Here is a 26,128-nt window from a genome sequence, read left to right as displayed (position 1 = left end):
GCAATAGTTTCGCCGATTACGGGGCTGGCTGCCAGCGTGGGAGCGGGCTTTGTGGCCGAAAAGGCTCGCCGCATGGGGTTGTGGTGCTGCGGCGCGCCGGGCCTGACCATGGCGGCAAGCGCCCGCTGTCTGATATCGGGCAAGCTGCGGCGCGTTCGACACCTTGTGAATCAGCTTACGGACGGCAAACCGCAAACGCTCGCCACTTACGAATCAGGGCGCGCTGCGGCGCGTTCAGCATTATCGCGACTGGGTTTAGCCGCGGCGCGGTGCGAAAGGGGGGACTCGAACCCCCACGGGGATTACCCGTCAGAACCTAAATCTGGTGCGTCTACCAATTCCGCCACTTTCGCTGGTCCGTCGCCATTGTATCCGTCGACCGGGCCACCGGTCTCTCCGGCCACAAAAAAAGCGCCCGGGATGACCGGGCGCTTCGGGTTTGGTGGGCTGTGAAGGATTCGAACCTTCGACCTATTGATTAAGAGTCAACTGCTCTACCAACTGAGCTAACAGCCCTGAAACTGTGTGGAGATTGTAACAAGCCGCGGCCGGATCAGGAACCCGCCACGACTCTTTCTCGATATGGGGTGGAAGACGGGATTTGAACCCGCGACCCCCGGAATCACAATCCGGTGCTCTAACCAACTGAGCTACATCCACCATATATAAAACGCGAACTACAACGACAACATACCGCAGTGGCGCGCCCGACAGGACTCGAACCTGTAACCGCCGGCTTAGAAGGCCGGTGCTCTATCCGGTTGAGCTACGGGCGCCCGGTCCGGGATTGTCGCATCCAGCCGTTGGACATCCTATCCAGGGTCGGCACCTGAAGTGGTCGGGGTAGAGGGATTCGAACCCCCGACCCTCTGGTCCCAAACCAGATGCGCTACCAGACTGCGCTATACCCCGACTCGGCCCCCGCGATGCCGTGCAGGCCAACAAGGCCGCGTATTGTCGGAACCTGCGCCGGCCCTGTCAAACCCGGCGACTTGATTCGTCGATAGGCTATCCTCACATTCAGTGGACTGCAGTCCGTACACCCCAACGAGGAAACCCATGATCCGCAGCGGCAATCCGGCACTCAAAGAATCCACTTTCCTCGACCTTGGCAGCGGCGCGGTGGTTTCCCGCGATGCCGGGGCAATGAGCCTGAACGGCACGGTCAACAAGACCGGCATCCTGTTGCTGCTGAGCGTGCTGACCGCCGCCTTCGCCTGGAACCAATCCCTCCTCATGGGCGCAAACGGCGCGGCCGAGGCCGTGGCCCCGGCGGCGACCGGCTACATGCTGGGTGGCGCGATCGGCGGCTTCATCCTGGCCATGGTCACCGTGTTCAAGAAGACCTGGGCGCCGGTCACCGCGCCGCTGTACGCGCTGGTGGAAGGCTTCTTCCTGGGCTCGATCTCGGCGGTGTACGAGCTGCGTTTCGACGGCATCGTCTTCCAGGCCGTGCTGCTGACCTTCGGCACCCTGTTCGCCCTGCTGATGGCCTACCGCAGCGGCCTGATCAAGGCGACCGAGAACTTCAAGCTGGGCGTGGTCGCGGCCACCGGCGGCATCGCCCTAGTCTACCTGGCGAGCATCGTGCTGGGCTTCTTCGGCGTCAACATCCCGCTGATCCATGAATCGGGCATCGTCGGCATCGGCTTCAGCCTGTTCGTGATCGTGATCGCGGCGCTGAACCTGGTCCTGGACTTCGACTTCATCGAAAACGGCGTCGAACAAGGCGCGCCGAAATACATGGAGTGGTACGGCGCCTTCGGCCTGATGGTCACGCTGGTCTGGCTGTATATCGAGTTCCTGCGCCTGTTGTCGAAACTCAATTCGCGCTGACGCATCCTTCGTACTGCCGGAATCGGAATGGGGCGCATCGCGCCCCGTTTTTCATTCCAGGCTTCCTTGTTCCAGGCTTCCTGGTTTCAGGCTTCGTCGCCCGCCGCGGCCAGCGCCCGCCGTTTCCCGGGCAACAGCATGAACACCACGGTCACCGCGGCAAGTAGCCAGCAATAATGGGCCTTGCCCACCAGCACCAGCGGCGACAGCCCGGCCAGCGATGCGGCCAGCAAGATCTGCGCGCCGTAAGGCAGCAGGCTCTGCACGCTGCAGACGAAGATATCCAGCAGGCTTGCCGCCCGTGCGCGCGGCACGTCGTGACGCTCGGCGATATCGCGCGCCACGCTGCCGCTGATCAGGATGGCGACCGTGTTGTTGGCGGTGAACACATCGGTGACCGAGGCCAGCGCCGCGATGCTCCATTCCCCGGTGCGCCGGCCGCTGTTGCCGCGGGCGATGCGGGATATCTGCGCGGCCAGCCAGGCCAATCCGCCGCTGGCCTTGATCAAGGCGCCGAGCCCGCCGATGAACAAGGCCAGCAAGGTGATTTCCACCACGCTCTCGAAGCCCGCGTAGATGTCGTTGCCGAAGTCGGCCACGCCGTAGTCCTGGCCGATGAAATAACCGGACAACCCGGCTACCACCAGGCCGATGCTCAACACCACCAGCACGTCCAACCCGATCACCGCCAGCACCAGCACCAGCACGTAAGGCAGCACCAGCCAGGGCGAGGCCTGCTCCATCTGCACGACCGGCGATGCGTCGCCGACCATGGCCAGCACGACCAGGGTCAACGCCGCCGCGGGCAATGCGATCTTGAGGTTCTCGCGGAACTTGTCGCGCACGCTGCAACCCTGGGTGCGCGCGGCGGCGATGGCGGTATCGGAAATCACCGAGAGGTTGTCGCCGAAAGTGGCGCCGCCGATGACCGCGCCGATCACCAGCGCGCGGTCGATTCCGGCCGCGTCGGAAACGCCCAGTGCTATCGGCGCGACCGCGGCGATGGTACCCATGGAAGTCCCTATCGCCAACGACAGGAACCCAGCGATCAGGAACAGGCCCGGCAATATCAGCGCCGGCGGTAGCGCACCCACGCCCAGCGACACCACCGCATCCACCGCGCCGATCTGCTGGGTGACCATGGCGAACGCGCCGGCGAACAGGAAGATCAGGCACATCAGGATGATGTTGGAATCGCCGATGCCGGCGATCAGCGTGTCCATCGCCTTGACCCCACGGCGATGCGCGATCCACAACCCCAGCGCCAGGGCGGGCAGGATCGCGACCGGCGCGTGCAACTGGTAGAAGCCCATGGCATCGCCATGCGAGGTGAAGTACAGCCCGGCGCCGAAGAACAGCGCAAGGAACAGCAGGAGCGGAGTCAGCGCCAGGGCGCTGGGTCGGGGATCCATCGGCACGGGTCAATCAACGGGCTGGGCCGGCGATTGTGCTTTGCAACATCCAGGCTTCCAAGTCCACTACTGGGACGCCCGGATGCAAAAACGGGACGCTGTGCGTCACGTCGATTGCCATTCGCGGAAAGACCGTTCAGGTCCGGCTGGCGATCGCCTTGGCGAAGGACATCGTGGTGCCGGTGCCACCCAGGTCGGGAGTGAGCGAATCCTTGGCTTCCAGCGTGGCCACGATGGCGTTGCGCAGGCGCGCGGCGTTCTCCGGCTGGCCGAGGTGGTCCAGCATCTGCACCGCGCCCAGCAGCAGCGCGCAGGGATTGGCGACGCCCTTGCCGGCGATGTCGGGGGCCGATCCATGCACGGCCTCGAAGATCGCCGCCTCGGTGCCGATGTTGGCGCCCGGAGCCAGGCCCAGTCCGCCGACCAGGCCGGCGCACAGGTCGGAAATGATGTCGCCGAACAGGTTGGTGGTGACGATGATGTCGAACTGCTCCGGACGCATCACCAGTTGCATGCAGGTGTTGTCCACGATCATCTCGTTGCACTCGATGTCCGGGTACTCGGCCGCGACCTTGCGCGCGGTGCGCAGGTACAGGCCTGAAGTCGACTTCAAGATGTTGGCCTTGTGCACCACGGTGACCTTCTTGCGGCCGGTGCGGCGGGCCAGGTCGAAGGCATAACGCACGATGCGCTCGGAACCGATGCGGGTGGTGCGGGTGATCGAGGTGGCGAACTCGCCATCGGGCGAGGTTTCCTGGCCCTCCGCGCTGTACGCGCCCTCGGTGTTCTCGCGCACCGTGATCAGGTCCACGCCCGCCGGAAAGCGCGACTTGGTGTTGGGGAAGGACTTGGCCGGGCGCACGTTGGCGTACAGGTCGAAGCGCTTGCGCAGTTCCACGTTGATCGAGCTGAAGCCTTCGCCGACCGGCGTGGTCAGCGGGCTCTTCAGGGCGACGCGGTTCCTGCGGATCGAATCCAGGGTGGCCTGCGGCAGCAATTCGCCGTGCTTCTCCAGCGCCACCAGGCCGGCGTCGGCCTCTTCATAGGCCAGGCCGACCTTCATCGCATCGAGCACGTGGAGGGCGGCATCCATGATTTCCGGGCCGATGCCATCGCCGCGGATGACGGTGATCGTCTGAGTGGTCATTGTGTGGGGATTCCGTACAGAGGCGACCGGCGCAGATGACCGGCGCGGGCGCGTAAAAGAGTGAATCCGCTGATTATGCCCGATCCTGGCCGTCGACCCCAAATCGACCTTGGTCTTAGGGTAAGCCTGGATCAGGCGCGAATCAGTCTGCAGGAGGGGCTTCAGCCCCAGCGAACGAGGTCGGTAAAGCGTCGGGGCTGAAGCCCCTCCCACAATCGAAACAAGTCGCCGCAACCCACTTGCAACAATTGCCCGGATCCCTCTCCTCAGCCGTGATCATGCGCCTCGGGCGCGGATGCTCCTGCTTCCAGCTGGTCCAGGAAATCGACCGCGCGGCGCAGGTGCGGGATGACGATCGATCCACCCACCACCAGCCCGACCGAGAACGTCTCGAAGAACTCCTCGCGGGTCGCCCCCACCTCCTTGCACTGGGCCACGTGGTAGCTGATGCAGTCGTCGCAACGCAGCACCATCGAGGCCACCAGTCCCAGCAGTTCCTTGGTCTTCACGTCCAGCGCGCCGGCCTGGTAGGTCTGGGTATCGAGGGCGAAGAAGCGCCGCACCACCTGGTTGGGTTCGGCGAGAATGCGCTCGTTCATGCGCTGGCGGAACCGGGTGAACTCGGCCAGGCGATCGTCTTCGTTCCCGGTCTTGTCGCTCATGCCTGCTCTCCGTAGGCCTGTTCTCCATCTGCCAGACCGGCGAAAAGCGGCTCCAGCTTGCCGGCGCGGTGCAGTGCGACCAGGTCGTCATAGCCACCGACATGGGTCTGGCCGATGAATATCTGCGGCACGCTGCTGCGCCGTGTCGCGGCCATCATCTTTTCGCGCGCAACCGGGTCGGTGTCGATCCGCACCTCGGTCCAGCTCTGGCCCTTGCTCTTGAGGAAGTTCTTGGCGGCTACGCAATAAGGGCAGATGGCCGTGGTGTAAAGGATGATCTCGGGTTTTCCAGCAACAACTGCATCGGACACGGGAATTCTCGGCGGCAATCGGGGTCAGGAGACTATGGTGGCATGCCCCGGCGTTACCAGCCCGCGAACTGGAACGCTGCGGATTAACCGGATGTTCACTCGACAGCCAGCGCCAGCCGTCATCCTCCCTTCGCGATTCCCATCTACGTATCCCACTTACTTGTTCCACCCCTCTGCCGGAGTATTGCTTGCGCCCTTCCCTGCTCGCTGTCGCCCTGACCCTGGCCCTGGCGGCCCCGCTGGCGCCGGCCCAGGACTCCAAACTTCCGGACATCGGCTCTTCCGCAGGCGAACTGCTGACCCCGGCGCGGCAGGCCGAATACGGCGGCATGATGCTGCGCGAGTTGCGCAATTACGGTTACCTGCTGGAAGACCCGTTGCTGGACGACTGGCTGCAGAACATGGGTGGCCACTTGGGCGCCGACAGCGACCAGCCGCGCCAGCCGTTCAATTTCTTCCTGCTCAAGGACCGGCAGATCAATGCCTTCGCCACCCTGGGCGGTTACATCGGGGTCAATGCCGGGCTGATCCTCACCGCCGAGCGCGAGGACGAAGTCGCGGCGGTGCTTTCGCATGAAATCGCCCACGTCACCCAGCAGCACGTCCTGCGCGGGGCGGAACGCGCGCAGCGCGACCAGATCCCGATCCTGCTGGGCATGCTGGGCGCGATCGTGCTGGCCCAGGCCGCCGGCGGCGATTCGGGCAGCAACGCCTCCCAGGCCGCGGTGGCCAGCGCCATGGGCCTGATCGCCCAGCGCCAGATCGACTACACCCGCAGCAATGAATCCGAAGCCGACCGGATCGGCATCTATACCCTGGCCCGCGCCGGTTACGACGTGGAAGCGATGGCCGGGTTCTTCGAACGCATGTCGCAGGCCATGCGCGGCAACCGCGGCGGCGACCGCGAACGCACCCCCGACTACCTGCAGACCCACCCGGTGACCATCACCCGGATCAGCGAAGCGCGCCAGCGCGCCGAACAGATCGCCAAGGAAAACAGCATCTCGGTGACCACCACCACACCAGGCGGCACCCAGACCGAACAGATCCCGCGCAATCCCTCCTATGCCATACCCGGCCTCCTCAACCCGCTGTTGCCGAGCTCCCTGCTCGTTTCGGTGGGCGATGCGGCCAAGGGCGGCAGCGGCCAGTTCGACTGGGCCAAGGAGCGCCTGCGCGTGCTCAGTGCAGACACACCCGGCGCAGCGATCGGCGAATACGAGCGGATCCGCCTGGCCAGCGCGAAAGGACTCAGCGACGCGCAGAAATACGGCCTGGCCCTGGCCCGGTTGCGCGGCAACAGCCCCGGCGCGGCGGCCGCCGACCTGGAGCCGTTGCTGGAAAAACACCCGGGCAACCTGTGGCTGGAGTTGGCGATGGGCGAAGCGGAATCGCGCGCCGGCAAGGCGGCACTGGCCAACCAGCGGTTCAACCGGTTGCTGCAGCAGGCACCCAACAACCGCGCCGTGGCCCTGACCTATGCGCAAATGTTGAACGAACAAGGTGGCCGCGAAGCCGGACAGCGAGCGCAGGCCGTACTGCGTCCCCTGCTTGGTAGATCCGCCGACGATCCGGTGTTCCAGCAGAATTTCGCCCGCTCCAACGAACTGGCCGGCGACCTGGCGCGCGCCGGCGAAGCGTATGCCGAGGCCGCCTTCCTCAATGGCCGCCCGGAACAGGCGCTGATCCAGCTGCAGACCTTGAAGAAGCGCGAGGACCTGGACTATTACGCCCGCGCGCGCATCGATTCGCGGATCGCCACCATCACCCCGCAGGTGCTGGAATTGCGCCGCCAGGGAATCCGCGACCCGGATGTGGATCGGCGTTAGGTGAGGAACGAGGAACGAGGAACGAGAAACGAGAGGCGAGAGGCGAGAGGCGGTGTCGGGATCAGGTCTGTCCTCTGCGTTTCAGCTCCCGGCGGTTCTCCTCACTCCTCACTCCTCACTCCTCACTCCTCACTCCTCGTTTCTCGTTTCTCGTCCCTCCCCACCCTGCAACCACCCTGTCATCTGCCCCCCCCACGACCCGGCCATTCCCGCCATCCCGGCCGGCACTGTCACCTTATGGTCACAAAAACGTCGTTTACTTGCCGCCATGGATGACAATGCCGGAACGGCCTGGCGCAGGACTCGATATGCAAAAGCACATTCTGATCGTCGATGACGAGCCCGCGATCCGCGACATGGTCGCCTTCGCCCTGCGCAAGGGCGATTTCGAGCCCGTGCATGCCGGCGACGCCCGCGAGGCCCAGACCGCGATCGCGGATCGCGTCCCCGACCTGATCCTGCTCGACTGGATGCTGCCCGGCACCAGCGGCCTGGAACTGGCCCGGCGCTGGCGCAAGGATGCGCTGACCCGCGACGTGCCGATCATCATGCTCACCGCGCGCGGCGAAGAGAACGATCGCGTCGGCGGGCTCGAGGCCGGAGTCGACGATTACGTGGTCAAACCCTTCTCGGCGCGCGAGCTGCTGGCGCGGATCCGCGCGGTGATGCGCCGTTCGCGCGAGGACGACGAGGACGGCAGCATCGCCATCGGCGGGCTGCGCATCGACGGCGCCGCGCATCGCGTGTTCGCCGGCGACGCGCCAGTGCCGATCGGGCCGACCGAATACCGCCTGCTGCATTTCTTCATGACCCACCCCGAGCGCGTCTACAGCCGCACCCAATTGCTGGACCATGTCTGGGGGGGCAGCGTGTACGTGGAAGAACGCACCGTGGACGTGCATATCCGCCGCCTGCGCAAGACCCTGGAGCCGCACGGGGTGGAAAACATGGTGCAGACGGTGCGGGGTTCGGGCTACCGGTTCTCGGCGTCGGTGTGAGGAGCGAGGAGCGAGGAACGAGAAACGAGGAGTGAGTGGGGAGGAGTGAGAAGTGAGGGGGGAATGGGTAGTCTGTAATGCTTCACTCATATCATTCCCGCTTCCCGAGCCCCCATATCCACGCATCCCTCGTTCCTCGTTCCTCGTTTCTCGTTCCTCGCTCCTCGTTCCTCCCTCACTCCTCGCTCCTGCCCCCCATGCCCCTCCACTTCCGCTCCGCCTGGTTCAAGACTCTCGGCCAACTGGTCGCGGTACTTGCTGCCGCCGTGTTGCTGGGCTGGTTGCTGGGCCATGTCTGGCTGGTGCTGACCGTGGCGGCGCTGGGCGTGGTGGCCTGGCATTACTGGCGCCTGCGCAAGGTGTTGTTGCGGCTGACCGCACGGCAACGCATCCAGTCCGTGCACGGCGAGGGTGTATGGAACGAGCTCGATCGCCTGCTCTACCGCGGCCAGTCGGAAATGCGCACGCGCAAGCGCCACTTGCTGGACTTGCTGCGCGCCTACCGCGCCGCCGCCGACGCCTTGCCCGATGCGGTCGTGGTGGTGGACCGGAACACCCAGCGCGTGCAGTGGTTCAACAAGGCGGCGACCACGCTGCTCGGCCTGCAACGCTCCAGCCTGGGCACCTCGCTCGGCGATCGCCTGCAACCATTGCCGCTATCGCACTGGCTGGCGGCGGGCCGCAATGCCGAACCGATGCTGGACGCGGCCTCGCCGGTGGATCCGGAACTGCGCCTCAACCTGCGCCTGATTTCGTACTCGGACGAGTACTGGCTGCTGGTCGCACGCGACGTCAGCAAGATGTTGCGGCTGGAACAGATGCGCCAGGATTTCGTCGCCAACGTCTCGCACGAACTGCGCACGCCGCTGACCGTGGTCCACGGCTACCTGGACATGCTGGACCCGACCGACTTCCCCGACTGGGCGCCGATCCTGTCGGAGATGCAGAAGCAGTCCCAGCGCATGACCCAGCTGGTCGAGGACCTGCTGACCCTGTCGCGGCTGGAAGCGCAGGACAGCCTGCCCGACGAAAGCGTGGCGATGGCGCCGATGCTGGCCACGCTGAAGCGCGAGGCCGAAGCGCTCAGCCAGCGCCGCCACAACCTGGTGGTCCAGGACGAAGCCGGCTTCGATCTGTGGGGTTCCAACAAGGAATTGCACAGCGCCTTCTCCAACCTGGTCAGCAACGCCGTGCGTTACACCCCGGTCGGCGGCACGATCACGCTGCGCTTCGCGCGCGAAGGCGACGGCGCGGTATTGAGCGTGCGAGACACCGGTTACGGCATCCCGCAGGCGCACCTGCCCCGCATCACCGAGCGCTTCTACCGCGTGTCCACCAGCCGCTCGCGCGAAAGCGGCGGCACGGGCCTGGGTCTTTCCATCGTCAAGCACGTGTTGAACCTGCACCAGGCGCGGCTCGAGGTCGAAAGCGAAGTCGGCCAGGGCAGCCTGTTCTCGATCCATTTCAACGCCGACCGCGTGCACCCGCGCGAACCCGATTCCACGCCGCGCCCCTCCTCCCAGAGCCAGATAGCATGACCGCCGCCCTGCCTGCCGCCCTGCCCGCCATCGCCATGCCGACCGAGGGCGATCCGCTGCGCGACCCGGCGCTGTACCTCAACCGCGAACTGTCGCAACTGGATTTCAACTTCCGCGTGCTGGCCCAGGCGCTGGATCCGCAGGTGCCGTTGCTGGAGCGACTGCGCTTCCTGTGCATTTCCTGCACCAATCTGGACGAATTCTTCGAGATCCGCGCCGCGACCACGCGCCATGCGATGGATTTCGGCCTGCCGGCCGCGGCCGATGGCATGAGCCCGGCCACCGTGCTCAACAAGATCCACGAGCGCGCCGCCCTGCTGGTCGACGCCCAGTACCGTTGCTGGAACGAAGTATTGCGCCCGGGCCTGGCCGAGGCCGGCGTGCGCGTGCTCAGCCGCGACAGCTGGAACGCGCGCCAGACCCGCTGGCTGCGCGCCTATTTCCGCAACGAGATCATGCCCGTACTGTCGCCGCTGGGGCTGGATCCTTCGCATCCGTTCCCGAAGATCCTCAACAAGTCGCTGAACATCGTGGTGGTGCTGAAGGGCAAGGACGCATTCGGCCGCGCCGGGCACATGGCCATCGTGCGTGCGCCGCGTTCGCTGCCGCGCATCATCCACCTGCCGCAGCGCGTGTCCGGTGGCGAACACGATTTCGTGCTGCTGTCGTCGGTGCTCTCCGCATTCGCCGACGAGATGTTCCCGGGCATGGAGGTGAAGGGCGCCTATCAGTTCCGGGTGACGCGCAATTCCGAACTGGTGGTGGACGAGGCCGAGGTGGAAAACCTGGCCCTGGCCCTGCGCGACGAACTGATCGGTCGCGGCTACAACCCGGCGGTGCGGCTGGAGATCGCCAGGGACTGTCCCAAGCCGATCGTGCGCACGCTGTTGAAGAACTTCGACTTGCCCGAGAACGCGGTCTACCTGATCGACGGATCGGTCAACCTCAACCGCGTGATCCAGGTCTACGACCTGGCCGACAAGCCCGAACTCAAGTATCCGCCGTTCAGTCCTCGCACCTTGCGCGGGATGGATTCGATGTTCGAGACGGTGGACGACGGCGATGTACTGATGCACCATCCGTTCGACGCCTTCACCCCCGTGCCCGAACTTATCCGCCAGGCCGCCGTCGATCCCAACGTGCTGGCGATCAAGCAGACCCTGTACCGCACCGGCAAGGATTCGGCGATCGTCGACGCGCTGATCCTGGCCGCGCGCAACGGCAAGGACGTGACCGTGGTGGTCGAGCTGCGCGCGCGCTTCGACGAGGACGCCAACCTGGGTGTCGCCGACCGCCTGCAGGAAGCCGGAGTGCAGGTCGTGTATGGCGTGGTCGGTTTCAAGACCCATGGCAAGATGTTGCTGATCGTGCGTCGCGAGGGCCGCAAGCTGCGTCGTTACGTGCACCTGGGCACCGGCAACTACCACAGCGGCACCGCCCGCGCATACACCGACCTGGGTCTGATCACCGCCGACCCCGACATCGGCAACGACGTGCACCTGCTATTCCAGCAACTCTCGGGCCTGGCCCCGTCGACCAAGCTGAAACGCCTGCTGCAGTCGCCGTTCACCCTGCACGCCGGCCTGCTGAAGAAGATCGAGCGCGAAGCGAAGCTGGCGCGCGCCGGCAAGCAGGGCCGCATCATCGTCAAGATCAACGCGATCAACGAGCCGCGGATCATCCGAGCGCTGTATGCCGCTTCGCAGGCCGGGGTCAGGATCGACATGATCGTGCGCGGCGCCTGCGCGCTGCGCCCCGGCGTGCCCGGCGTGTCGGAGAACATCCGCGTGCGTTCGATCGTCGGCCGCTTCCTCGAACACAGCCGCATCTACTGGTTCGGCAACGACGGCGATCCCGAGCTCTATTGCGCCAGCGCCGACTGGCTGGAACGCAACCTGCTGCACCGCGTGGAAACCTGTTTCCCGATCCTCGATGAGGACCTGGCCAGGCGCGTGTTCAAGGAAGCGCTGCAGAATTACCTGGACGACAATTGCAACGCCTGGGAACTGGACGCCGACGGCGAATACCACAAGCTGTCGCCGGCCGAAGGCGAAGCTGCGTATTCGGCGCAGGCGGCGTTGCTGGCGAAAGTCTGACCCTCTTGTAGGAGCGGGCCTTGCCCGCGATGCTCTTGCACCAACGCGTGAAAAGCATCGCGGGCAAGGCCCGCTCCTGCAATCTGCCAACCGGACTGGGTCCATAAGTTAGTATTCGCGCATGCCCTTCGCCGTCGCCTCCATCTCCCCCCCTTTGCAGGACGGCGACCAGTTCGCCGCCGTCGACATCGGTTCCAACAGCTTCCACATGGTCGTGGCGCGTTACACGCTGGGCCAGTTGCGCGTTGTCGATCGCCTGCGCGAGACCGTGCGCATGGCCGACGGCCTGGACGGCAAGGGCGGCCTTTCCGCCGAAGCGCGGCAGCGCGGCCTGGAATGCCTCGCCCGTTTCGGCCAGCGCATCCGCGACATCCCTTCGCTGCGGGTGCGCGCGCTGGCCACCAACACCGTGCGCCAGCTTTCCTCGCCGCAGAACTTCCTGGTCCCGGCGGAAACCGCGCTGGGCCATGCGATCGAAGTGGTGTCCGGGCGCGAGGAAGCGCGCCTGATCTACCTTGGCGTCGCCCACGCGCAACCGCCCAAGCCCGGGCAGTTGCGGCTGGTGATCGATATCGGCGGCGGCTCCACCGAATTCATCATCGGCCGCGGCTTCGAACATATCGAACGCGAGAGCCTGCAGGTCGGCTGCATCGCCAGCACCCGCCGCTTCTTCCCCGGCGGCAAGCTGTCGAAGAAGCGCTGGAAGGATGCGCTGACCGAGATCGGCACCGAGTTCCAGCAGTTCGCCGGCCTGTACCGGGCACTGGGCTGGCACGAGGCGCTGGGCTCCTCGGGCACGCACAAGGCCATCGGCGATATCTGCGCGGCGATGAAGCTGACCAAGGGCGCGATCACCGCCGAGGCCCTGCCGCAGCTGCGCGATCGACTGCTGATGGCCGACCACATCGACAGGATCGACCTGCCCGGCCTGTCCAGCGACCGTCGCCCGATCATCGCCGGCGGCGTGCTGGTGCTGGAAGCGGCATTCGAAGCGCTCGGCCTGCAGCGGCTGATCGTGAGCAAGGCGGCGATGCGCGAAGGCATCCTCTACGACATGCTCGGCCGCGGCGGCGACAACGATCCGCGCGAGGCCTCGGTGGCGGCGCTGACCCGGCGTTACGGCATCGACGAGATCCAGGCCGCGCGCGTGGAAGGCACCGCGATGCGCCTGTTCGAACAGGTCGCGGAAAGCTGGGCGCTGGACGACGACGACGCGCGCCAGCTCGGCTGGGCCGCGCGCCTGCACGAGATCGGCCTGGCCGTGGCCCACAGCCAGTACCACGTGCATGGCGCGTACCTGCTGGAGCATTCGGACATCGCCGGTTTCTCGCGCCAGGAACAGCAGGTGCTGGCGGCGCTGGTGCGGACGCATCGGCGCGGCATCCCCAAATCCGCCTTCGACCCGATCCCCGACCGGCTGATGCTCAGCGCCCGGCGCAAGGCCGCGTTGCTGCGCCTGGCGGTGCTGCTGCACCGTGCGCACGACGCCGAGCCGATCCCGAAGCTGGAACTCAGCGTCGACGGCGACAAGCTCGGCCTGGTCGTTTCCAAGCACTGGATCGAGGCGCGCCCGCTGCTGCGCACCGACCTGATCGGCGAACCCGAGGACATGGCCGGACTGGGCGTGGCGTTCAAGCCGTTCGTGTTGTAAGCGTCGCAGCAAAAGCTGGACAATCCGCCATCGTCGACAAGAGGGCCGTGGCTTGAAGACCTGCCGGATCCCGCACACCGAACTCGATGTTCCGCGCATCGCCTATGGCTGCATGCAGCTGAGCCGCGCCTGGGACGACACCGCGATCACCGCCGCGGAAATATCGGCGACGCTGAAGCTGGTCGAGACCGCGCTGGAACAGGGCATCGCCCTGTTCGACCACGCCGACATCTACGCCCGCGGCAAGTCGGAGCAATTGTTCGGCGAAGCCCTGCGGCAGATCCCGGAACTGCGCGGGCGCATCGTGCTGCAGTCCAAGTGCGGAATCCGCGTCGCCGGCGATCCCGGAGCCGGCAGCCCGGCGCGCTACGATTTCAGCCGCGGCCACATCGTGCGTTCGGTGGAAGGGACGCTCAAGCGGCTGGACACGGATCATCTGGACCTGTTGCTGCTGCATCGCCCGGATCCGCTGATGGAACCGGCGGAAGTGGCCCGCGCCTTCGATCATCTGCAAAGCAGCGGCAAGGTCCTGCATTTCGGCGTGAGCAACCACAGTGCGGCGCAGATTTCGCTGTTGCAGGAACAGCTGGAGCAGCCGCTGGTGGTCAACCAGGTGGAACTGAGCCTGCTGCATCACCGGATGATTTCCGACGGCCTCCTGTTCAACCAGCCCGGCGACACCGGCGCGGGACGCACCCTGGATTACTGCCGCGAATACGGGATCCTGGTCCAGGCTTGGTCGCCCCTGGCCGGCGGCAAGCTGTCCGCCGGCACGCCTGCGAAGGAATTGCATCCGGCCGCGGAACGGGTGGCGCGACTGGCGGAAGCGAAGGGAGTCGCGTCCGAAGCCATACTCCTGGCCTGGTTGTTGAAGCATCCGGCCGGCATCCAGCCGATCATCGGCACCACCAATCCGCAACGCCTGGTCGCCAGTTGCCAGGCCGATGCGGTCGAGTTGAGCCGCGAGGAATGGTATGCGCTGCTGGAAGCGGTGCGAGGCACCGGCGCGCCATGACCGCGAACGAAGATCCATCCCGTCCAGGAATCCAGGAGCCATCGAATGTCGCCAAAGCAACTAGTCCAGGAGTGGGTCTCCCGCTTCAACAAGGCGGACGTGGATGGCATCGCCTCGCTCTACGCGGCGGATGCGACGAACCATCAGGTGGTCATGGACCCCCTGCTCGGCCGCGAGGCCATCCGGCGGATGTTCCGCACGGAGTTCGGCCGCGCGGAAATGACCTGCCTCATCGAGAACATCTTCGAGGACGGCCAGTGGGCGATCCTGGAATGGAGCGATCCCACCGGCCTGCGTGGCTGTGGCTTCTTCCATGTGCAGAACGACGAGATCGTCTTCCAACGGGGCTACTTCGACCAGTTGTCGTTTTTCCGGCTTCAAGGCATTCCCGTTCCGGAAAACTATCTTGGGGCCTGAGCATTCATTCGAGCCGGACCCCCTCCGGCAGCCAGGCCCCGGACGTCGCCGGAAAGCAGTCCAGCCGTGCACCGGAGCGCTTCGGCAACTGCAATTGATCGGCGTCGAAGCCGCCTCGTTCGCAAGCCAGTCCAGTCAGTTCGTTCGAAACGGGGACGGATAATGCCGCCGACCAGCAATGCGATCATTTTCCATGGCAGCTGCCATTGCGGCCGGTTGCGCATCGGCTTTTCAACCGAACGGCACCCGACGGACTTCACCCCGCGCGCATGCGATTGTCCGTTCTGCCGCAAGCACGGGGCGGCCTATGTCTCGGACCCCACTGGTCGACTCTCGATATCGGTGCGCGAAGGCGCCCTGCACAGGTACCGGCAGGGATCCGGCACCGCCGACTTCCTGCTCTGCAGCCAATGCGGCGTGCTGGTCGCGGTCGCTTTCGAGCACGCCGATCGCGTCTACGGCGCGGTGAATATCGGATGCCTGGACGGGGACAGCGGATTTATGGCGCCGGTTCCGGCTTCGCCGCAGCTGCTGGACGCGGACGAAAAGGTTTCCCGATGGTTGAAGCTCTGGATACCGGACGTGGAATTCGACGCGGCCGACGACTGACCCGCATTCAACTTTGTGGGAGCGGCGTAAGCCGCGAACGGAAGCCTGTCGATGCCAGGTGAATCGATGCCCCGGGATTGTCGCCTTCGCGGCTTACGCCGCTCCCACAAGGACGCGGCATCGCGATTCTTAGGTGAGCCGCGTCATCTTCCGGTCATGACGCTGAAACACCCGCTTCATGCCCCACGTCCAGCATGCGCAAAACGTGGAGCTGCGCATGCGCTATGCCATCGTCACCGAGACGTATCCGCCGGAGATCAACGGCGTCGCCCTGACCGTGCAGGGGTTGGAGCATGGCCTGCGTGCGCGTGGCCACGAACTGATGCTGGTACGTCCGCGCCAGGACGCCGACGAAGGAATCGCAATCTCCGCCGACACGCTACTCGTGCGCGGCGCGGGGCTGCCGCGCTATCCGGGCCTGAGGTTCGGCCTGCCGGCGACCACCACCCTGCTCCGCCGCTGGACCGATTCGCGCCCGGATGCCGTCTACGTGGCCACGGAAGGCCCACTGGGCTGGTCGGCGCTGCGCGCGGCCCGCAAGCTGGGCATTCCCGCCGCCACCGGTTTCCACACCCGCTTCGACCAGTACATGCGCGATTACGGCATGCCTTTCCTGGAAGGCACTGCGCTGCGCTGGATGCGCCGCTTCCACAATGGCGGCGACGCCACTCTGGTACCGACCCGCGAGTTGGCGGACTTCCTGCAGGCGCAGGGTTTCAGGAAAGTCGCGCGACTGGCGCGCGCGGTCGATACCGAACAGTTCGATCCCTCGCGTCGCGACCGTCTGCTGCGCAGTTCCTGGGGCCTGGGCGAAGGCGACCTTGCGGTCATCTACCTGGGCCGGATCGCGCCGGAAAAGAACCTCGACCTGGCCGTGCGCGCGTTCCGCCAATTGCAGCGCAATCGCCCCGACGCGCGCCTGGTCTGGGTCGGGGATGGGCCGGCACGGGCGAAACTTGCGCAGGAACATCCCGATTTCATCTTCTGCGGGTTGCAGCGTGGCGCCGAAGTCGCGCGGCACTTCGCCAGCGCCGACCTGTTCCTGTTCCCCAGCCACAGCGAAACCTTCGGCAACACCACGCTTGAGGCCATGGCCAGCGGCGTGGTCACGGTCGCCTTCGATTATGGTGCGGCGCGCGAACACCTGCGCAACGGCATCGAGGGCGCGGCCGTGGACAACGATGCCGATTTCATCGCCGCGGCAGTGAAGCTGGCCGACGACGACGCGCTGCGCCGGACGCTGGCCGGGAACGCGCACCGGGCCATGCAGGCCCTGCACCCGGAACAGGTCGCCACCGATTTCGATGCCCTGCTCTGCGGACTCGCCGACTCGAGGAAAGCCCATGCGTCCATTGCCATCGCGTGAACTGCTCCGCGGCCGCGACAGCGGCTGGTGCCTGCGCGCCAACCACTGGGGCGAGTGGAAGGGCCTTCGTCGCTTCTTTGCCGCCATCAGTCGCCTCGGCGACGGGGTGTTCTGGTATGTACTGATGGCTGCGCTGGTCGGGGCCGACGGCATGGACGGGCTGGCCGCTTCCGCGCACATGGCCGCGACCGGCGTGATCGCGCTGACCCTGTACAAGCTGCTCAAGCGCTGGACCCGCCGGCCGCGCCCCTTCGCATCCGACGTACGCATCCGCGCATGGGTGGCGCCGCTGGATGAATTCAGTTTCCCTTCGGGGCATACGCTGCACGCAGTGGCCTTCAGCATCGTGGCGATAGCGCATTACCCGGCATTGGCGGCGCTACTGATCCCGTTCACCGCCAGCGTGGCGGTTTCGCGGGTGGTGCTGGGACTGCACTATCCGAGCGATGTGCTCGCCGCGCTGGGCATCGGCACGGCACTGGCCGGGGTTTCGCTGTGGCTGGTACCGGGCGTGAACCTGTTCGCATGACGCGTAGGAGCGGGCCTTGCCCGCGATGCTCTTGCGGCGATCTGGCCGAAGGGCATCGCGCCCAAGGGGCGCTCCTACAACATCTCGTAGGAGCGGGCCTTGCCCGCGATGCACTTGCGGCGACCTGACCGAAGGGCATCGCGCCCAAGGGGCGCTCCTACAACATCTCGTAGGAGCGGGCCTTGCCCGCGATGCACTTGCGGCGACCTGACCGAAGGGCATCGCGCCCAAGGGGCGCTCCTACAGCATCTCGTAGGAGCGGGCCTTGCCCGCGATGCTCTTGCGGCGATCTGGCCGAAGGGCATCGCGCCCAAGGGGCGCTCCTACGAAGGCCGATGACGTGCGCGGTTTCTTCCATGGATGCCCACGCACGCCACCGGCCGGGGCTGGGTCCGGTCAATCGCGCCATAAATAGACCGCGAGGCGTTCCGAAGGAATGACCACGATGGATGCCCTTCCGTCGGTCCTCGATGTGAAATATGCGGCCTCGCCCGGATCAGGCATCCGTACCGACCGCCAGGGCCGGTAGGCGGATCGCGCTCCGTGCCGACTGAGCTTCTCTCGTGCTTCGAGTGCGGCCATCAGGAAATTACGTGGATCGGCTCGCAATGCGTCCATCGTTTCAATCGACAGGTGGAACGCCACCGCACCATTGGACTTGCGTCGCAGGGGAAACAGCAAGGCGGCGATCCCGTTCGGGCTTTCGTCCTCCAGCAATACGCCGGAGGTCGCGAGGACCTCCGGCAGTACGCGGCAGGCGCGCTTGTGCACGGCTTCTGCGTTGAGCATGGTTTCCATCCGGCTCAACGCAGCGAGGAGCCCAGTTCGTACCAGTCCACCTTGCGCGTGATCCACATGATCGCAGCGAGGATGCCGAACAGCAACAGCGATCCCATCAGCAAAGCGTTGTCCTCGGAGATCAGCAGGCTGTAGAGAACCCCGTACAGCGCGGTCAGCATCACCGCGAATCCCGCCGCTCGCAGCCAACTCTTCAGCACCCCGGACAGGTACACGAACTGCAGCCCTATGCAGGCCACCGCCGAGACCAGGTACGCCTTCACGAACTCGATGTGCTCGGACAGGCTGAGCAGCAGCAGGAAGAAGATCGCCAGCGCCAGTCCGACCAGCAGGTACTGCAGCGGATGGATCGGCAGGCGCTTGATCAGTTCGAACAAGGCGAAGCCGACGAAGGTCAGTACCACGAACAGGATTCCATACTTGCTGGCGCGGTCGGCCTGGGTATAGACATCGACCGGATCGACCAGACTGACTTCCACGCTGTCTATCGCGCTGGCGCCCGCGCCCTGCGACTCGCCGTATTCTCCCGCAACGGCGCTGTCGCGCCTGGTCAGCAGCCCCTCGCCCTTGAGCAACTGCGATTGCGCGGCGCTGGCGAGCGACGAGATCTCCCACTCCGCACTGAAACCATCCGCCTGGATGCGTCGCTGGTTGGGCAGGAAGCGTCCGGCGAACGAAGGGTGTGGCCAGGTGGAACCCAGATTGATCTGGTTGCTGTCGGCAATCGGCGCGATGCCCAGCGACTGGGTGCCGTTCAAACGGAAATTCGCATCGATGCGGCTGGCGGGCAACAACTCGCCGATCATCACCGGCAGGTTGGCATGCATGCCATGCAGGCGTTCGGACATGGCCTGGGTTCCGGACTCCAGCGCCACCGCAGCGCCATCGACCTTGAAATCGGGTGTGCCGACCAGTCCACGCACGTCGCCCAGGCCCAGCACCAGATAGGGCTGCCCATAGGTACGTCCGGGGACCGCTGCGAGTTGCAGCGGATCGAATCCCGCCTTCAGTCCTGCCTGCCACTCGAACACGCGCACGTTGTACAGGCCAATGCGGCGCACATCGGGTTTCAACCCGCCCTGCACGCGCATGGTTTTCGGCGTCTGCAGCACATAGCCCTCGACCACTTCGTTGCGGATAGCCGGTTTGCCCTCGGCATCGGTCTCCTTGACCGGACGCGATTCCCGCCACGGGATCACGCGCAACGGACCGACCAGCTGCTGCGGTCCGGCCATGCTTTGCGAAACCCGCTGCACGGCCTGGGCACGGAATGCCTGGCGATCATGGATGGCGCCGCGGATCATCATCAGCGGAATCAGCAACAGCAGCACCAGGCCGCCGACGGTAAGGAAGCGCAACAACAGTTTCAGAGATTTCATGGTTTGCCCCGGGTTGAACACGGGGCACAGCCTGAAGCGGGTGTGTGGAGGAGGTTTGAGGGGAGTTTGAAGCCTGTGTGAAGTCATCCCATAACGTAGGAGCGGGCCTTGCCCGCGATGCTCTTCCGCGATCTGGCCGAAAAGCATCGCGGGCAAGGCCCGCTCCTACGGGGGGTCAGCCTGTCGGCAGGCGCAGGATTGCCATTGCCCCACCCGTTTGCAGGTTACGCAGTTCCGCATCGCCGCCATGCAACCGCGCCACTTCGCGCACGAACGGCAGACCCAGACCGGAGCTGCGCAAGCCGGTGCCTGGCCGTGCCAGCGAATAGAAACGCTCGAACACGCGCTCGTGCGCGTAATCCGGGATGCCGGGACCCTGGTCTTCGACGTGGATTTCGAGCATGCCCTCGTCAATCGCACTGGACAGGGCCACTTTCCCGCCAACGGGCGAAAACGCGATCGCGTTGTCCAGCAGGTTCGCCACTGCCTGTCGCAACAGATAGGCATCGCCCTGCACGGTGGCCTGCGGATCGTGCACCTCCATCGACAGATCCAGGCCGGCCGCAGCGAGTTTCGCGTCGACGCCTTCCGCAACCTGCCTGAGCAACTCGTCTATGCCCACCGCCTCGCGCTTCTGCAGCCAGCCATGCTGCTCCACTTCGGCCAGCGCCAGCAGCTTGTCGATGGTTTCGGTGAGACGCTGCTCCTGGGTCTGGATGTGGTGGGCGAAGCGCTGGCGCTCGGCTTCCGGCAGCGGCTCCTGCAGCAGTTCCGCCGCGCCGCGGATCGCCGCCAGCGGGCTCTTCATCTCGTGGGTCAGCGACTGCACGTATTGCTCGACGTAGGCCTTGCCTTCCAGCTTGCGGCGCATTTCCTCGACTGCGCGGCCCAGGTCGCCGATCTCGTCGCGACGCGGCGGCAACGGGGCGACCCGTTCGCCTGCGCTCACCGCCTGCGCATAGCGGTTGAGGCGGTTGATGCCGCGCATCAGCCACCAGGTCATCAGCACCCCGATCAGCGCCGACAGACCGATCAGCCATCCGCCGCGGCGGATGATGTTGCGCTGGCTGGCGGCGATGAAGGGCTCGAAGGTGTGGTTGGGCTGCGACAGGGTCAGCACGCCGATCAGCTTGTCGCCATCGCGGACCGGCGCGGCGACGTGCATCACCGTGCGGGTTTCGTCGCCCGGCACTTCGGGGCTGGAACGTGCGCCATACTCGCCGTGCAGGGTGCGGTACACGTCGTTCCATCGCGAATTGTCGCGGCCGGTATCGCGGCCGGTCGAATCGTAGACGACGATGCCGCGCGCATCGGTGATGCTGACCCGGTAGTCGATGCGACGCTTCGGGAATTGCCAGACCGTGGCGTTCAACTCGCGCTGCCGGGCCAGGGCCAGCTCGCGCACGAAGCGGCCATCGGCGAGATTCCCGGACTTGAGGTCGTCCGCCGCCATCACCGCCAGCACATTGGCCGCATCGACCAGGGTCGATTCCATGGCCTGGCGCACGCCGGGCTTGACCTCGTTCACGAACACGCGCATGACGAAGAACGCGGCCAGCCCGACGATCAGGAAGAATCCCAGGAACAGGCGCAGGCCCAGGCGCACGTCAGGGTTCCAGGGCGTAGCCGAGGCCGCGGTGGGTGCGGATGGGATCGGATTCGGCACCAGCCGCTCGCAGCTTGGCGCGCAGGGTCTTGATATGCGTATCGACCGTGCGGTCGGCGCTGTCGGCATCGCTGTCCCAACCGCGGTCCATCAGTTGCGCGCGGCTGAGGATGGCGCCGGGGCGCTGCAGCAAGGCTTCCAACAGTACGTATTCGTAACGGGTCAGGTCGAGGATCCTGCCGCGGAAGCGGATGCGGTGGCCTTCGCGATCCAGCTGGAAATCGCCATGCATGACTTCGTTCGGCGGCATGGCATCGGTATGGCTGCGGCGCAGGCGCGCACGCACGCGGGCCACCAGCTCACGTGGCGAGAACGGCTTGGCCATGTAGTCGTCGGCGCCCAGTTCCAGGCCCAGCACCCGGTCGATCTCGTCGTTGCGCGCGGTCAGGAAGATCACCGGCACCTCGCTGACCCATGCTTCCCTGGAGCCGCGCAGCTCGCGGCACACGTCGAAACCGCTGCGATCCGGCAGGCCGACGTCAAGCACCACCACGTCCACGCCGCCGGCCCGCACCCGCGGCGCGACTTCGCGTCCCAGCAGGCAGTGTTCGGCCTCCATGCCTTCGCTGCGCAACGCATACAGCACCGCGTCGGCAATGGCGGGTTCGTCTTCGGCGATCAGGACCAGGGGCATGGTCCGCAGGATACCGGCTATCCTGTCGACCATGAACTACAGACACGCCTTCCATGCCGGCAACCATGCCGACGTGCTCAAGCACATCGTGCTGCTGGCCTTGCTGGATGCGCTGAAGAAGAAGGACGCGCCGTTCTTCGTCCTGGACACCCATGCCGGACGCGGCCGTTACCTGCTGGCCGCGCCGGAGAGCCGCAAGACCGGCGAGGCCGACGCCGGCATCCTCAGGCTGATGGGCGAAGCGAAGATGCCCGAGGTGGTGGAACGCTACCTGCGCGCGGTGGAAGCCAACAACCCGGTCGGCGCGTTGATCGCCTACCCGGGCTCGCCGCTGCTGGTGGCGCAGGCGCTGCGCGAACAGGACCGGCTGGCCGCCTGCGAATTGCAGCCGGAGGAAGCGCAGGCGCTGAAGGAACTGTTCGCCCATGACCCGCGCGTCGCCGTGCATGCCCGCGATGGCTATGGCGCGATCAAGGCGATGCTGCCGCCGAAGATCGGCACGGCCCGGTTCGCCCGCGGTCTGGTCCTGATCGACCCGCCCTACGAAGTGCAGGACAACGAATACCCGCAGATCATCGCCACCGTGCGCGATGCGCTGGAACGCTGGCCGCAGGCGACCTATGCGATCTGGTACCCGATCAAGCAGCGCCGCAGCCTGCAGCCGTTCTTCCGCAAGGCCGCGGCCCTACCGGCAAAATCCGTCCTATTGGCGGAACTGCAGATCCGCCCCGACGATTCGCCGCTGCGGCTGAACGGCAGCGGGCTGGCGATCCTCAATCCGCCGTGGCAGTTCGACCAGCAGATCGCGCCCGCGTTGCCGCTGCTGAAGAAGGCGCTGGGCGAAGCCGGAGCGATGACCCGGCTGGAGTGGCTGAAGACCGAGTAGGAGCGCCCATGGGCGCGACCGCTCTTCCGGAAACACGGCAAAGGCGTCGCGCCCATGCCCCTACAAGCATGGGGCGCTCCTGCGCACGCCATCGGCCGCCAGCGATGCATATGCGAGAATCGCACCCTTCCCGCTCAATGCACCGACACCCCCACATGGCCGGATCCAGCCTGTTCGCCCTGATCGACGACATCGCCACCCTGCTGGACGACGTGTCGTTGATGACCAAGGTCGCCGCGAAGAAGACCGCCGGCGTACTGGGCGACGACCTGGCGCTCAACGCGCAGCAGGTCACCGGCGTCAACGCCGACCGCGAACTGCCGGTGGTATGGGCGGTGGCCAAGGGTTCGCTGGTCAACAAGGCCATCCTGGTGCCCGCGGCGCTGGCGATCAGCGCGCTGGAAGCGTGGCTGCACGGCCGCGGCTACAACATCCCGCTGGTGACGCCGCTGATGATGATCGGCGGCGCCTTCCTGTGCTTCGAGGGCGTGGAAAAACTGGCGCACAAGCTCCTGCACGACAAGGACGAGGACGGCAAGCACCACGCCGAGCTGGTGCAGGCCGTGCAGGACGAGAAAGTGGACATGGTGGCGTTCGAGAAGGACAAGATCGGCGGCGCGATCCGCACCGACTTCATCCTGTCGGCCGAGATCATCGTGATCTCGCTGGGCACGCTGGCCGGGCGCACCTTCATGGAGCAATTGCTGACCCTGGTGGCCATCGCCCTGGTCATGACCATCGGCGTGTACGGACTGGTCGCGGGCATCGTCAAGCTGGACGATGCCGGCCTGGCGTTGAACCGCGACGGCGGCGGCGATGCCTGGGCGCGTTTCAAGCGCAGCCTCGGCACCGGCATCCTGCGCAGCACGCCCTACCTGATGAAATTCCTTTCCATCGCCGGCACCGCGGCGATGTTCCTGGTCGGCGGCGGCATCCTGGTCCACGGCGTGGCTCCGCTCCACCACTTCATCGAGCCCTACGCGCAGGGCGCGGCCGGCGGGCTGGTGTCCATGCTGTTCAACGCCGCGGTCGGCATCGTGGCCGGCATCGTCGTACTGCTGGTGGTGAAGCTGGTGTCGCGCCTGCGCAAGCCCCGGACCCTGCCTGCCGGCTGAATCGATGCATTACGCCACGCCTCCGCCAATGCCCGCTGTCACTCCCCGCAAACCGGCTTTCATGCGAGCATGAATTCATGACCGGCCATAAACGCCTTCCGCCCTGGCACGAGCACTTCCGCCTGCCCAACGGCCGCGAGCTGCTGATCCGCCCGATCCGGCCCGAAGATGCCGAACCGATCCTCGGCGCGTTCCCGCTGCTGGGCCCGGAGGAAGTACGGCATCGCTTCCTCTACACCCTGAAGGAACTGACCCCGGAGATGGCCTACCGCCTGTGCCATCCCGACCCGCGTTCGGAGTTCGCCCTGGTCGCCGCAGAAAACCTGCCGCCGGGCGAGGCCCTGGTCGGCGCCGTGGCGCGGACCTCGATCGTCCCGCGCACCCGCGAGGCCGAATTCGCCATCCTGGTCAGCCATTTCATCGCCGGCCAGGGCCTTGGCCGCCAGTTGATGCGCAAACTGGTGAAATGGGCCCGCACCAAGAAGCTGGACCGCCTGTACGGCGACGTGCTGGACCACAACCACCCCATGCTGCAACTGGCCCAGTCCCTGAACTTCAAGCGCCAGCGTGAAGACGACACTCCCGGTCTGGTGCGGATGGTGCTGGACCTAAACGAGTCCTGACCCTGGGAGCTGTGGGAGCTGTGGGAGCGGCGTAAGCCGCGATGCGACTTCATCCTTGCAAGGCCCTTCGCGACCGACGTCGCTCCTACAAGGGCTCTGGCCCGCCTGTCCGCCTCCTACATGCCAATGCGTTGCCTGTGATGGGGAGCCTGCGGCAGGCCCTGCCGCGCTCCAGCGAAGAGCCGCGCATGAACATAGACGAAGCAAAACTCAACGACTTCCTGGGCAAGGCGGTCGGCGACCTGGGCGCCGCGATCAGCGCCAGCCTGATGCTGGTCGGCGACCGCCTGGGCCTTTACCGCGCACTGGCCAGCGAGCCCGCCACGCCCGCCGAACTGGCCGCACGCACCGGCACCCACGAACGCTACCTCCGCGAGTGGCTGGGCAACCAGGCCGCTGGCGGTTACGTCAGCTACGACGCCGGCAGCGGCCGCTACAGGCTGAGCAACGAACAGGCCCTGTGCCTGGCCGATCCGGATGGCCCGGTCGACCTGCCTGGCGCCTACAACATCGTCGAGGACACCTTCCATACGCTGGATCGCACCGTGGAGAATTTCCGCAGCGGCCAGGGCATGGAATGGGGTGAACACCACCCCTGCCTGTTCCACGGCACCGAGCGTTTCTTCCGCGCCGGTTATCACGCGCATCTGCTCGGCGAATGGCTGCCGGCGCTGGATGGCGTGGTGGAGAAACTCGCACGCAACGGCAAGGTCGCCGATGTCGGCTGCGGCCACGGCGCCAGCACCGTGCTGATGGCCAAGGCATTCCCGGATTCGCAGTTCATCGGCTACGACTACCACCCCGAATCGATCCGCATCGCCAGCGAGCGCGCGATGGCCGCAGGCGTGGACAACGCACGCTTCGAGGTCGCGGACGCGACGGGTTATTCCGACCGCGACTTCGACCTGATCGCCTTCTTCGATTGCCTGCACGACATGGGCGACCCCGCCGGCGCCGCGCGCCACGCCCACCAGGCACTGAAAGCCGACGGCCACTGCCTGCTGGTGGAACCGTTCGCCGGCGACAAGGTCGAGGACAACCTCAATCCGGTCGGCCGCGTGTACTACGGCGCGTCCTCGCAGATCTGCGTGCCGGTGTCGCTGGCCCGCCACGGACCCGCGCTCGGCGCGCAAGCCGGTGAAGCGCGGCTGCGTTCGATCATGGTCGACGAAGGCGGTTTCAGCCGCTTCCGCCGCGCCACCGAGACTCCTTTCAACCTGGTCCTTGAAGCACGGCCGTGAACGCGGTCCGCGAACCCATCCTACAGGAGCACCGCAATGCCCAGATATCTGATCGAACGTGAAATCCCCGGCGCCGGAAAATTGTCGGCGAGCGAACTCAAGGCCATCTCGCAGAAGTCATGCAGCGTGCTGGAGGGCATGGGCCCGCAGATCCAGTGGCAGCAGAGCTATGTCACCGGCGACAAGGTGTACTGCGTCTATATCGCACCGGACGAGGCGATGGTTCGCGAACACGCCAGGCAGGGCGGCTTCCCCGCCAACCGCGTGTCCGAGGTGACCACGATCATCGATCCGGTGACCGCCGAAGCCTAGGGCACAGAGCGGATCGTCCTTCCGCCGATGACTGCTGACATGCCCTGACCCACCCGCA

The 26,128-nt window shown here is 65.9% G+C and carries 24 protein-coding genes and 5 tRNA genes; 16 read left to right on the top strand and 13 right to left on the bottom strand.

Annotated elements, in window-relative coordinates; all coding sequences use genetic code 11:
- Positions 1 to 270: 270 nt before the first annotated feature.
- The 5 genes from CSC74_RS00615 to CSC74_RS00595 all read right to left on the bottom strand — a co-directional run bounded on the left by CSC74_RS00615 (position 271) and on the right by CSC74_RS00595 (position 912).
- Positions 271 to 353, bottom strand: a tRNA-Leu gene (locus tag CSC74_RS00615).
- Between the two features lie 87 nt (positions 354 to 440).
- Positions 441 to 516, bottom strand: a tRNA-Lys gene (locus tag CSC74_RS00610).
- A 67-nt stretch (positions 517 to 583) separates the two neighbouring features.
- Positions 584 to 660: transfer RNA gene (locus CSC74_RS00605), tRNA-His, on the bottom strand.
- A gap of 39 nt (positions 661 to 699) precedes the next feature.
- Positions 700 to 776 (bottom strand) — tRNA-Arg (locus tag CSC74_RS00600).
- Between the two features lie 59 nt (positions 777 to 835).
- Positions 836 to 912, bottom strand: a tRNA-Pro gene (locus tag CSC74_RS00595).
- Positions 913 to 1,062: 150 nt separating this feature from the next.
- Here CSC74_RS00595 and CSC74_RS00590 point away from each other — a divergent pair.
- Positions 1,063 to 1,836 carry a Bax inhibitor-1/YccA family protein gene (locus CSC74_RS00590; protein ID WP_162313666.1) on the top strand — a complete coding sequence of 258 codons (774 nt, stop codon included), beginning with the start codon at positions 1,063 to 1,065 and terminating at the stop codon, positions 1,834 to 1,836.
- An 86-nt stretch (positions 1,837 to 1,922) separates the two neighbouring features.
- Here CSC74_RS00590 and CSC74_RS00585 read toward each other — a convergent pair whose 3' ends face one another.
- The 4 genes from CSC74_RS00585 to grxC all read right to left on the bottom strand — a co-directional run bounded on the left by CSC74_RS00585 (position 1,923) and on the right by grxC (position 5,374).
- On the bottom strand, positions 1,923 to 3,248 hold the full coding sequence (locus tag CSC74_RS00585; RefSeq protein WP_162313665.1) for a Na+/H+ antiporter NhaC family protein: 1,326 nt from the start codon (positions 3,246 to 3,248) through the stop codon (positions 1,923 to 1,925).
- 136 nt (positions 3,249 to 3,384) lie between these two features.
- Positions 3,385 to 4,395: an isocitrate dehydrogenase gene (locus CSC74_RS00580; RefSeq protein WP_162312498.1), complete on the bottom strand. Its 1,011-nt coding sequence runs from the start codon at positions 4,393 to 4,395 to the stop codon at positions 3,385 to 3,387.
- 266 nt (positions 4,396 to 4,661) lie between these two features.
- Entirely contained in the window at positions 4,662 to 5,057 is a 396-nt protein-coding gene (locus tag CSC74_RS00575; RefSeq protein ID WP_162312497.1) for a carboxymuconolactone decarboxylase family protein, read from the bottom strand.
- Positions 5,054 to 5,374, bottom strand: coding sequence for a glutaredoxin 3 (gene grxC / locus CSC74_RS00570; protein WP_425501428.1), 321 nt, complete (start codon positions 5,372 to 5,374; stop codon positions 5,054 to 5,056). The genes CSC74_RS00575 and grxC overlap by 4 nt, the downstream gene beginning before the upstream one ends.
- Positions 5,375 to 5,556: 182 nt before the next feature.
- Here grxC and CSC74_RS00565 point away from each other — a divergent pair, with 182 nt between their 5' ends.
- From CSC74_RS00565 to CSC74_RS00520, 10 genes are all read left to right on the top strand, one after another.
- Positions 5,557 to 7,197 carry a M48 family metalloprotease gene (locus CSC74_RS00565; RefSeq protein WP_162312495.1) on the top strand — a complete coding sequence of 547 codons (1,641 nt, stop codon included), beginning with the start codon at positions 5,557 to 5,559 and terminating at the stop codon, positions 7,195 to 7,197.
- A 308-nt stretch (positions 7,198 to 7,505) separates the two neighbouring features.
- Positions 7,506 to 8,195, top strand: a complete 690-nt coding sequence (gene phoB, locus CSC74_RS00560) for a phosphate regulon transcriptional regulator PhoB (protein WP_162312494.1) — start codon at positions 7,506 to 7,508, stop codon at positions 8,193 to 8,195.
- Positions 8,196 to 8,392: 197 nt separating this feature from the next.
- Positions 8,393 to 9,733, top strand: coding sequence for a phosphate regulon sensor histidine kinase PhoR (gene phoR / locus CSC74_RS00555; protein WP_162312493.1), 1,341 nt, complete (start codon positions 8,393 to 8,395; stop codon positions 9,731 to 9,733).
- A gap of 35 nt (positions 9,734 to 9,768) precedes the next feature.
- Complete coding sequence (gene ppk1 / locus CSC74_RS00550) at positions 9,769 to 11,829, top strand: polyphosphate kinase 1 (RefSeq protein WP_162313664.1); 2,061 nt, start codon at positions 9,769 to 9,771, stop codon at positions 11,827 to 11,829.
- Positions 11,830 to 11,950: 121 nt separating this feature from the next.
- Positions 11,951 to 13,480, top strand: a complete 1,530-nt coding sequence (gene ppx, locus CSC74_RS00545) for an exopolyphosphatase (protein ID WP_162312492.1) — start codon at positions 11,951 to 11,953, stop codon at positions 13,478 to 13,480.
- Positions 13,481 to 13,532: 52 nt separating this feature from the next.
- Positions 13,533 to 14,495, top strand: coding sequence for an aldo/keto reductase (locus CSC74_RS00540; protein WP_162312491.1), 963 nt, complete (start codon positions 13,533 to 13,535; stop codon positions 14,493 to 14,495).
- Between the two features lie 45 nt (positions 14,496 to 14,540).
- Positions 14,541 to 14,912 (top strand): nuclear transport factor 2 family protein, encoded by a 372-nt coding sequence (locus CSC74_RS00535; protein WP_162312490.1) that lies wholly within the window; start codon positions 14,541 to 14,543, stop codon positions 14,910 to 14,912.
- A gap of 162 nt (positions 14,913 to 15,074) precedes the next feature.
- Positions 15,075 to 15,521, top strand: coding sequence for a GFA family protein (locus tag CSC74_RS00530; RefSeq protein ID WP_162312489.1), 447 nt, complete (start codon positions 15,075 to 15,077; stop codon positions 15,519 to 15,521).
- A 217-nt stretch (positions 15,522 to 15,738) separates the two neighbouring features.
- Positions 15,739 to 16,887 carry a glycosyltransferase family 4 protein gene (locus CSC74_RS00525; RefSeq protein ID WP_162313663.1) on the top strand — a complete coding sequence of 383 codons (1,149 nt, stop codon included), beginning with the start codon at positions 15,739 to 15,741 and terminating at the stop codon, positions 16,885 to 16,887.
- Positions 16,865 to 17,416 carry a phosphatase PAP2 family protein gene (locus CSC74_RS00520; protein ID WP_162312488.1) on the top strand — a complete coding sequence of 184 codons (552 nt, stop codon included), beginning with the start codon at positions 16,865 to 16,867 and terminating at the stop codon, positions 17,414 to 17,416. Before CSC74_RS00525 ends, CSC74_RS00520 begins: the two co-directional genes overlap by 23 nt.
- A gap of 396 nt (positions 17,417 to 17,812) precedes the next feature.
- Here the strand turns inward: CSC74_RS00520 and CSC74_RS00515 are convergent, their stop codons facing one another.
- The 4 genes from CSC74_RS00515 to creB form a co-directional block, all read right to left on the bottom strand.
- A complete protein-coding gene (locus CSC74_RS00515; protein WP_162312487.1) occupies positions 17,813 to 18,205 on the bottom strand; it encodes a hypothetical protein in 393 nt (130 codons plus the stop codon).
- 14 nt (positions 18,206 to 18,219) lie between these two features.
- Positions 18,220 to 19,593 carry a cell envelope integrity protein CreD gene (creD, locus tag CSC74_RS00510; protein ID WP_162312486.1) on the bottom strand — a complete coding sequence of 458 codons (1,374 nt, stop codon included), beginning with the start codon at positions 19,591 to 19,593 and terminating at the stop codon, positions 18,220 to 18,222.
- 175 nt (positions 19,594 to 19,768) lie between these two features.
- Positions 19,769 to 21,199, bottom strand: coding sequence for a two-component system sensor histidine kinase CreC (creC, locus tag CSC74_RS00505; protein ID WP_162313662.1), 1,431 nt, complete (start codon positions 21,197 to 21,199; stop codon positions 19,769 to 19,771).
- Between the two features lies 1 nt (position 21,200).
- Complete coding sequence (creB, locus tag CSC74_RS00500) at positions 21,201 to 21,926, bottom strand: two-component system response regulator CreB (protein WP_162312485.1); 726 nt, start codon at positions 21,924 to 21,926, stop codon at positions 21,201 to 21,203.
- On the opposite strand from creB, the gene CSC74_RS00495 reads away from it, so the two are divergent.
- The 5 genes from CSC74_RS00495 to CSC74_RS00475 all read left to right on the top strand — a co-directional run bounded on the left by CSC74_RS00495 (position 21,925) and on the right by CSC74_RS00475 (position 26,070).
- Positions 21,925 to 22,779 (top strand): 23S rRNA (adenine(2030)-N(6))-methyltransferase RlmJ, encoded by an 855-nt coding sequence (locus CSC74_RS00495; protein ID WP_162312484.1) that lies wholly within the window; start codon positions 21,925 to 21,927, stop codon positions 22,777 to 22,779. The two genes, creB and CSC74_RS00495, sit on opposite strands and share 2 nt — an antisense overlap.
- Positions 22,780 to 22,934: 155 nt before the next feature.
- Positions 22,935 to 23,894: a DUF808 domain-containing protein gene (locus CSC74_RS00490; protein WP_162312483.1), complete on the top strand. Its 960-nt coding sequence runs from the start codon at positions 22,935 to 22,937 to the stop codon at positions 23,892 to 23,894.
- A gap of 77 nt (positions 23,895 to 23,971) precedes the next feature.
- The gene (locus CSC74_RS00485) at positions 23,972 to 24,517 is read left to right on the top strand and encodes a GNAT family N-acetyltransferase (protein WP_162312482.1); all 546 of its coding nucleotides are present in this window, start codon (positions 23,972 to 23,974) and stop codon (positions 24,515 to 24,517) included.
- Positions 24,518 to 24,705: 188 nt separating this feature from the next.
- Positions 24,706 to 25,758, top strand: coding sequence for a class I SAM-dependent methyltransferase (locus CSC74_RS00480; RefSeq protein WP_162312481.1), 1,053 nt, complete (start codon positions 24,706 to 24,708; stop codon positions 25,756 to 25,758).
- A 36-nt stretch (positions 25,759 to 25,794) separates the two neighbouring features.
- Positions 25,795 to 26,070, top strand: coding sequence for a DUF4242 domain-containing protein (locus CSC74_RS00475; protein WP_162312480.1), 276 nt, complete (start codon positions 25,795 to 25,797; stop codon positions 26,068 to 26,070).
- Positions 26,071 to 26,128 lie beyond the last annotated feature (58 nt).

This window comes from Pseudoxanthomonas yeongjuensis (genome assembly GCF_010093345.1).
Lineage (GTDB): Bacteria > Pseudomonadota > Gammaproteobacteria > Xanthomonadales > Xanthomonadaceae > Pseudoxanthomonas_A > Pseudoxanthomonas_A yeongjuensis.
Note: the sequence above shows the minus strand (reverse complement) of the source record. Positions and strands in the feature narration are given on the sequence as shown.

Coding starts and splice junctions, on each gene's coding strand:
- CSC74_RS00575 (WP_162312497.1), bottom strand. CDS start 5,057: ATGAGCGACAAGACCGGGAACGAAGACGATCGCCTGGCCGAGTTCACC.
- CSC74_RS00485 (WP_162312482.1), top strand. CDS start 23,972: ATGACCGGCCATAAACGCCTTCCGCCCTGGCACGAGCACTTCCGCCTG.
- CSC74_RS00495 (WP_162312484.1), top strand. CDS start 21,925: ATGAACTACAGACACGCCTTCCATGCCGGCAACCATGCCGACGTGCTC.
- CSC74_RS00480 (WP_162312481.1), top strand. CDS start 24,706: ATGAACATAGACGAAGCAAAACTCAACGACTTCCTGGGCAAGGCGGTC.
- CSC74_RS00490 (WP_162312483.1), top strand. CDS start 22,935: ATGGCCGGATCCAGCCTGTTCGCCCTGATCGACGACATCGCCACCCTG.
- creD (WP_162312486.1), bottom strand. CDS start 19,593: ATGAAATCTCTGAAACTGTTGTTGCGCTTCCTTACCGTCGGCGGCCTG.
- CSC74_RS00525 (WP_162313663.1), top strand. CDS start 15,739: ATGCGCTATGCCATCGTCACCGAGACGTATCCGCCGGAGATCAACGGC.
- CSC74_RS00580 (WP_162312498.1), bottom strand. CDS start 4,395: ATGACCACTCAGACGATCACCGTCATCCGCGGCGATGGCATCGGCCCG.
- ppk1 (WP_162313664.1), top strand. CDS start 9,769: ATGCCGACCGAGGGCGATCCGCTGCGCGACCCGGCGCTGTACCTCAAC.
- CSC74_RS00520 (WP_162312488.1), top strand. CDS start 16,865: ATGCGTCCATTGCCATCGCGTGAACTGCTCCGCGGCCGCGACAGCGGC.
- CSC74_RS00585 (WP_162313665.1), bottom strand. CDS start 3,248: ATGGATCCCCGACCCAGCGCCCTGGCGCTGACTCCGCTCCTGCTGTTC.
- phoB (WP_162312494.1), top strand. CDS start 7,506: ATGCAAAAGCACATTCTGATCGTCGATGACGAGCCCGCGATCCGCGAC.
- CSC74_RS00535 (WP_162312490.1), top strand. CDS start 14,541: ATGTCGCCAAAGCAACTAGTCCAGGAGTGGGTCTCCCGCTTCAACAAG.
- phoR (WP_162312493.1), top strand. CDS start 8,393: ATGCCCCTCCACTTCCGCTCCGCCTGGTTCAAGACTCTCGGCCAACTG.
- CSC74_RS00475 (WP_162312480.1), top strand. CDS start 25,795: ATGCCCAGATATCTGATCGAACGTGAAATCCCCGGCGCCGGAAAATTG.
- CSC74_RS00515 (WP_162312487.1), bottom strand. CDS start 18,205: ATGCTCAACGCAGAAGCCGTGCACAAGCGCGCCTGCCGCGTACTGCCG.
- ppx (WP_162312492.1), top strand. CDS start 11,951: ATGCCCTTCGCCGTCGCCTCCATCTCCCCCCCTTTGCAGGACGGCGAC.
- CSC74_RS00530 (WP_162312489.1), top strand. CDS start 15,075: ATGCCGCCGACCAGCAATGCGATCATTTTCCATGGCAGCTGCCATTGC.
- creB (WP_162312485.1), bottom strand. CDS start 21,926: ATGGTCGACAGGATAGCCGGTATCCTGCGGACCATGCCCCTGGTCCTG.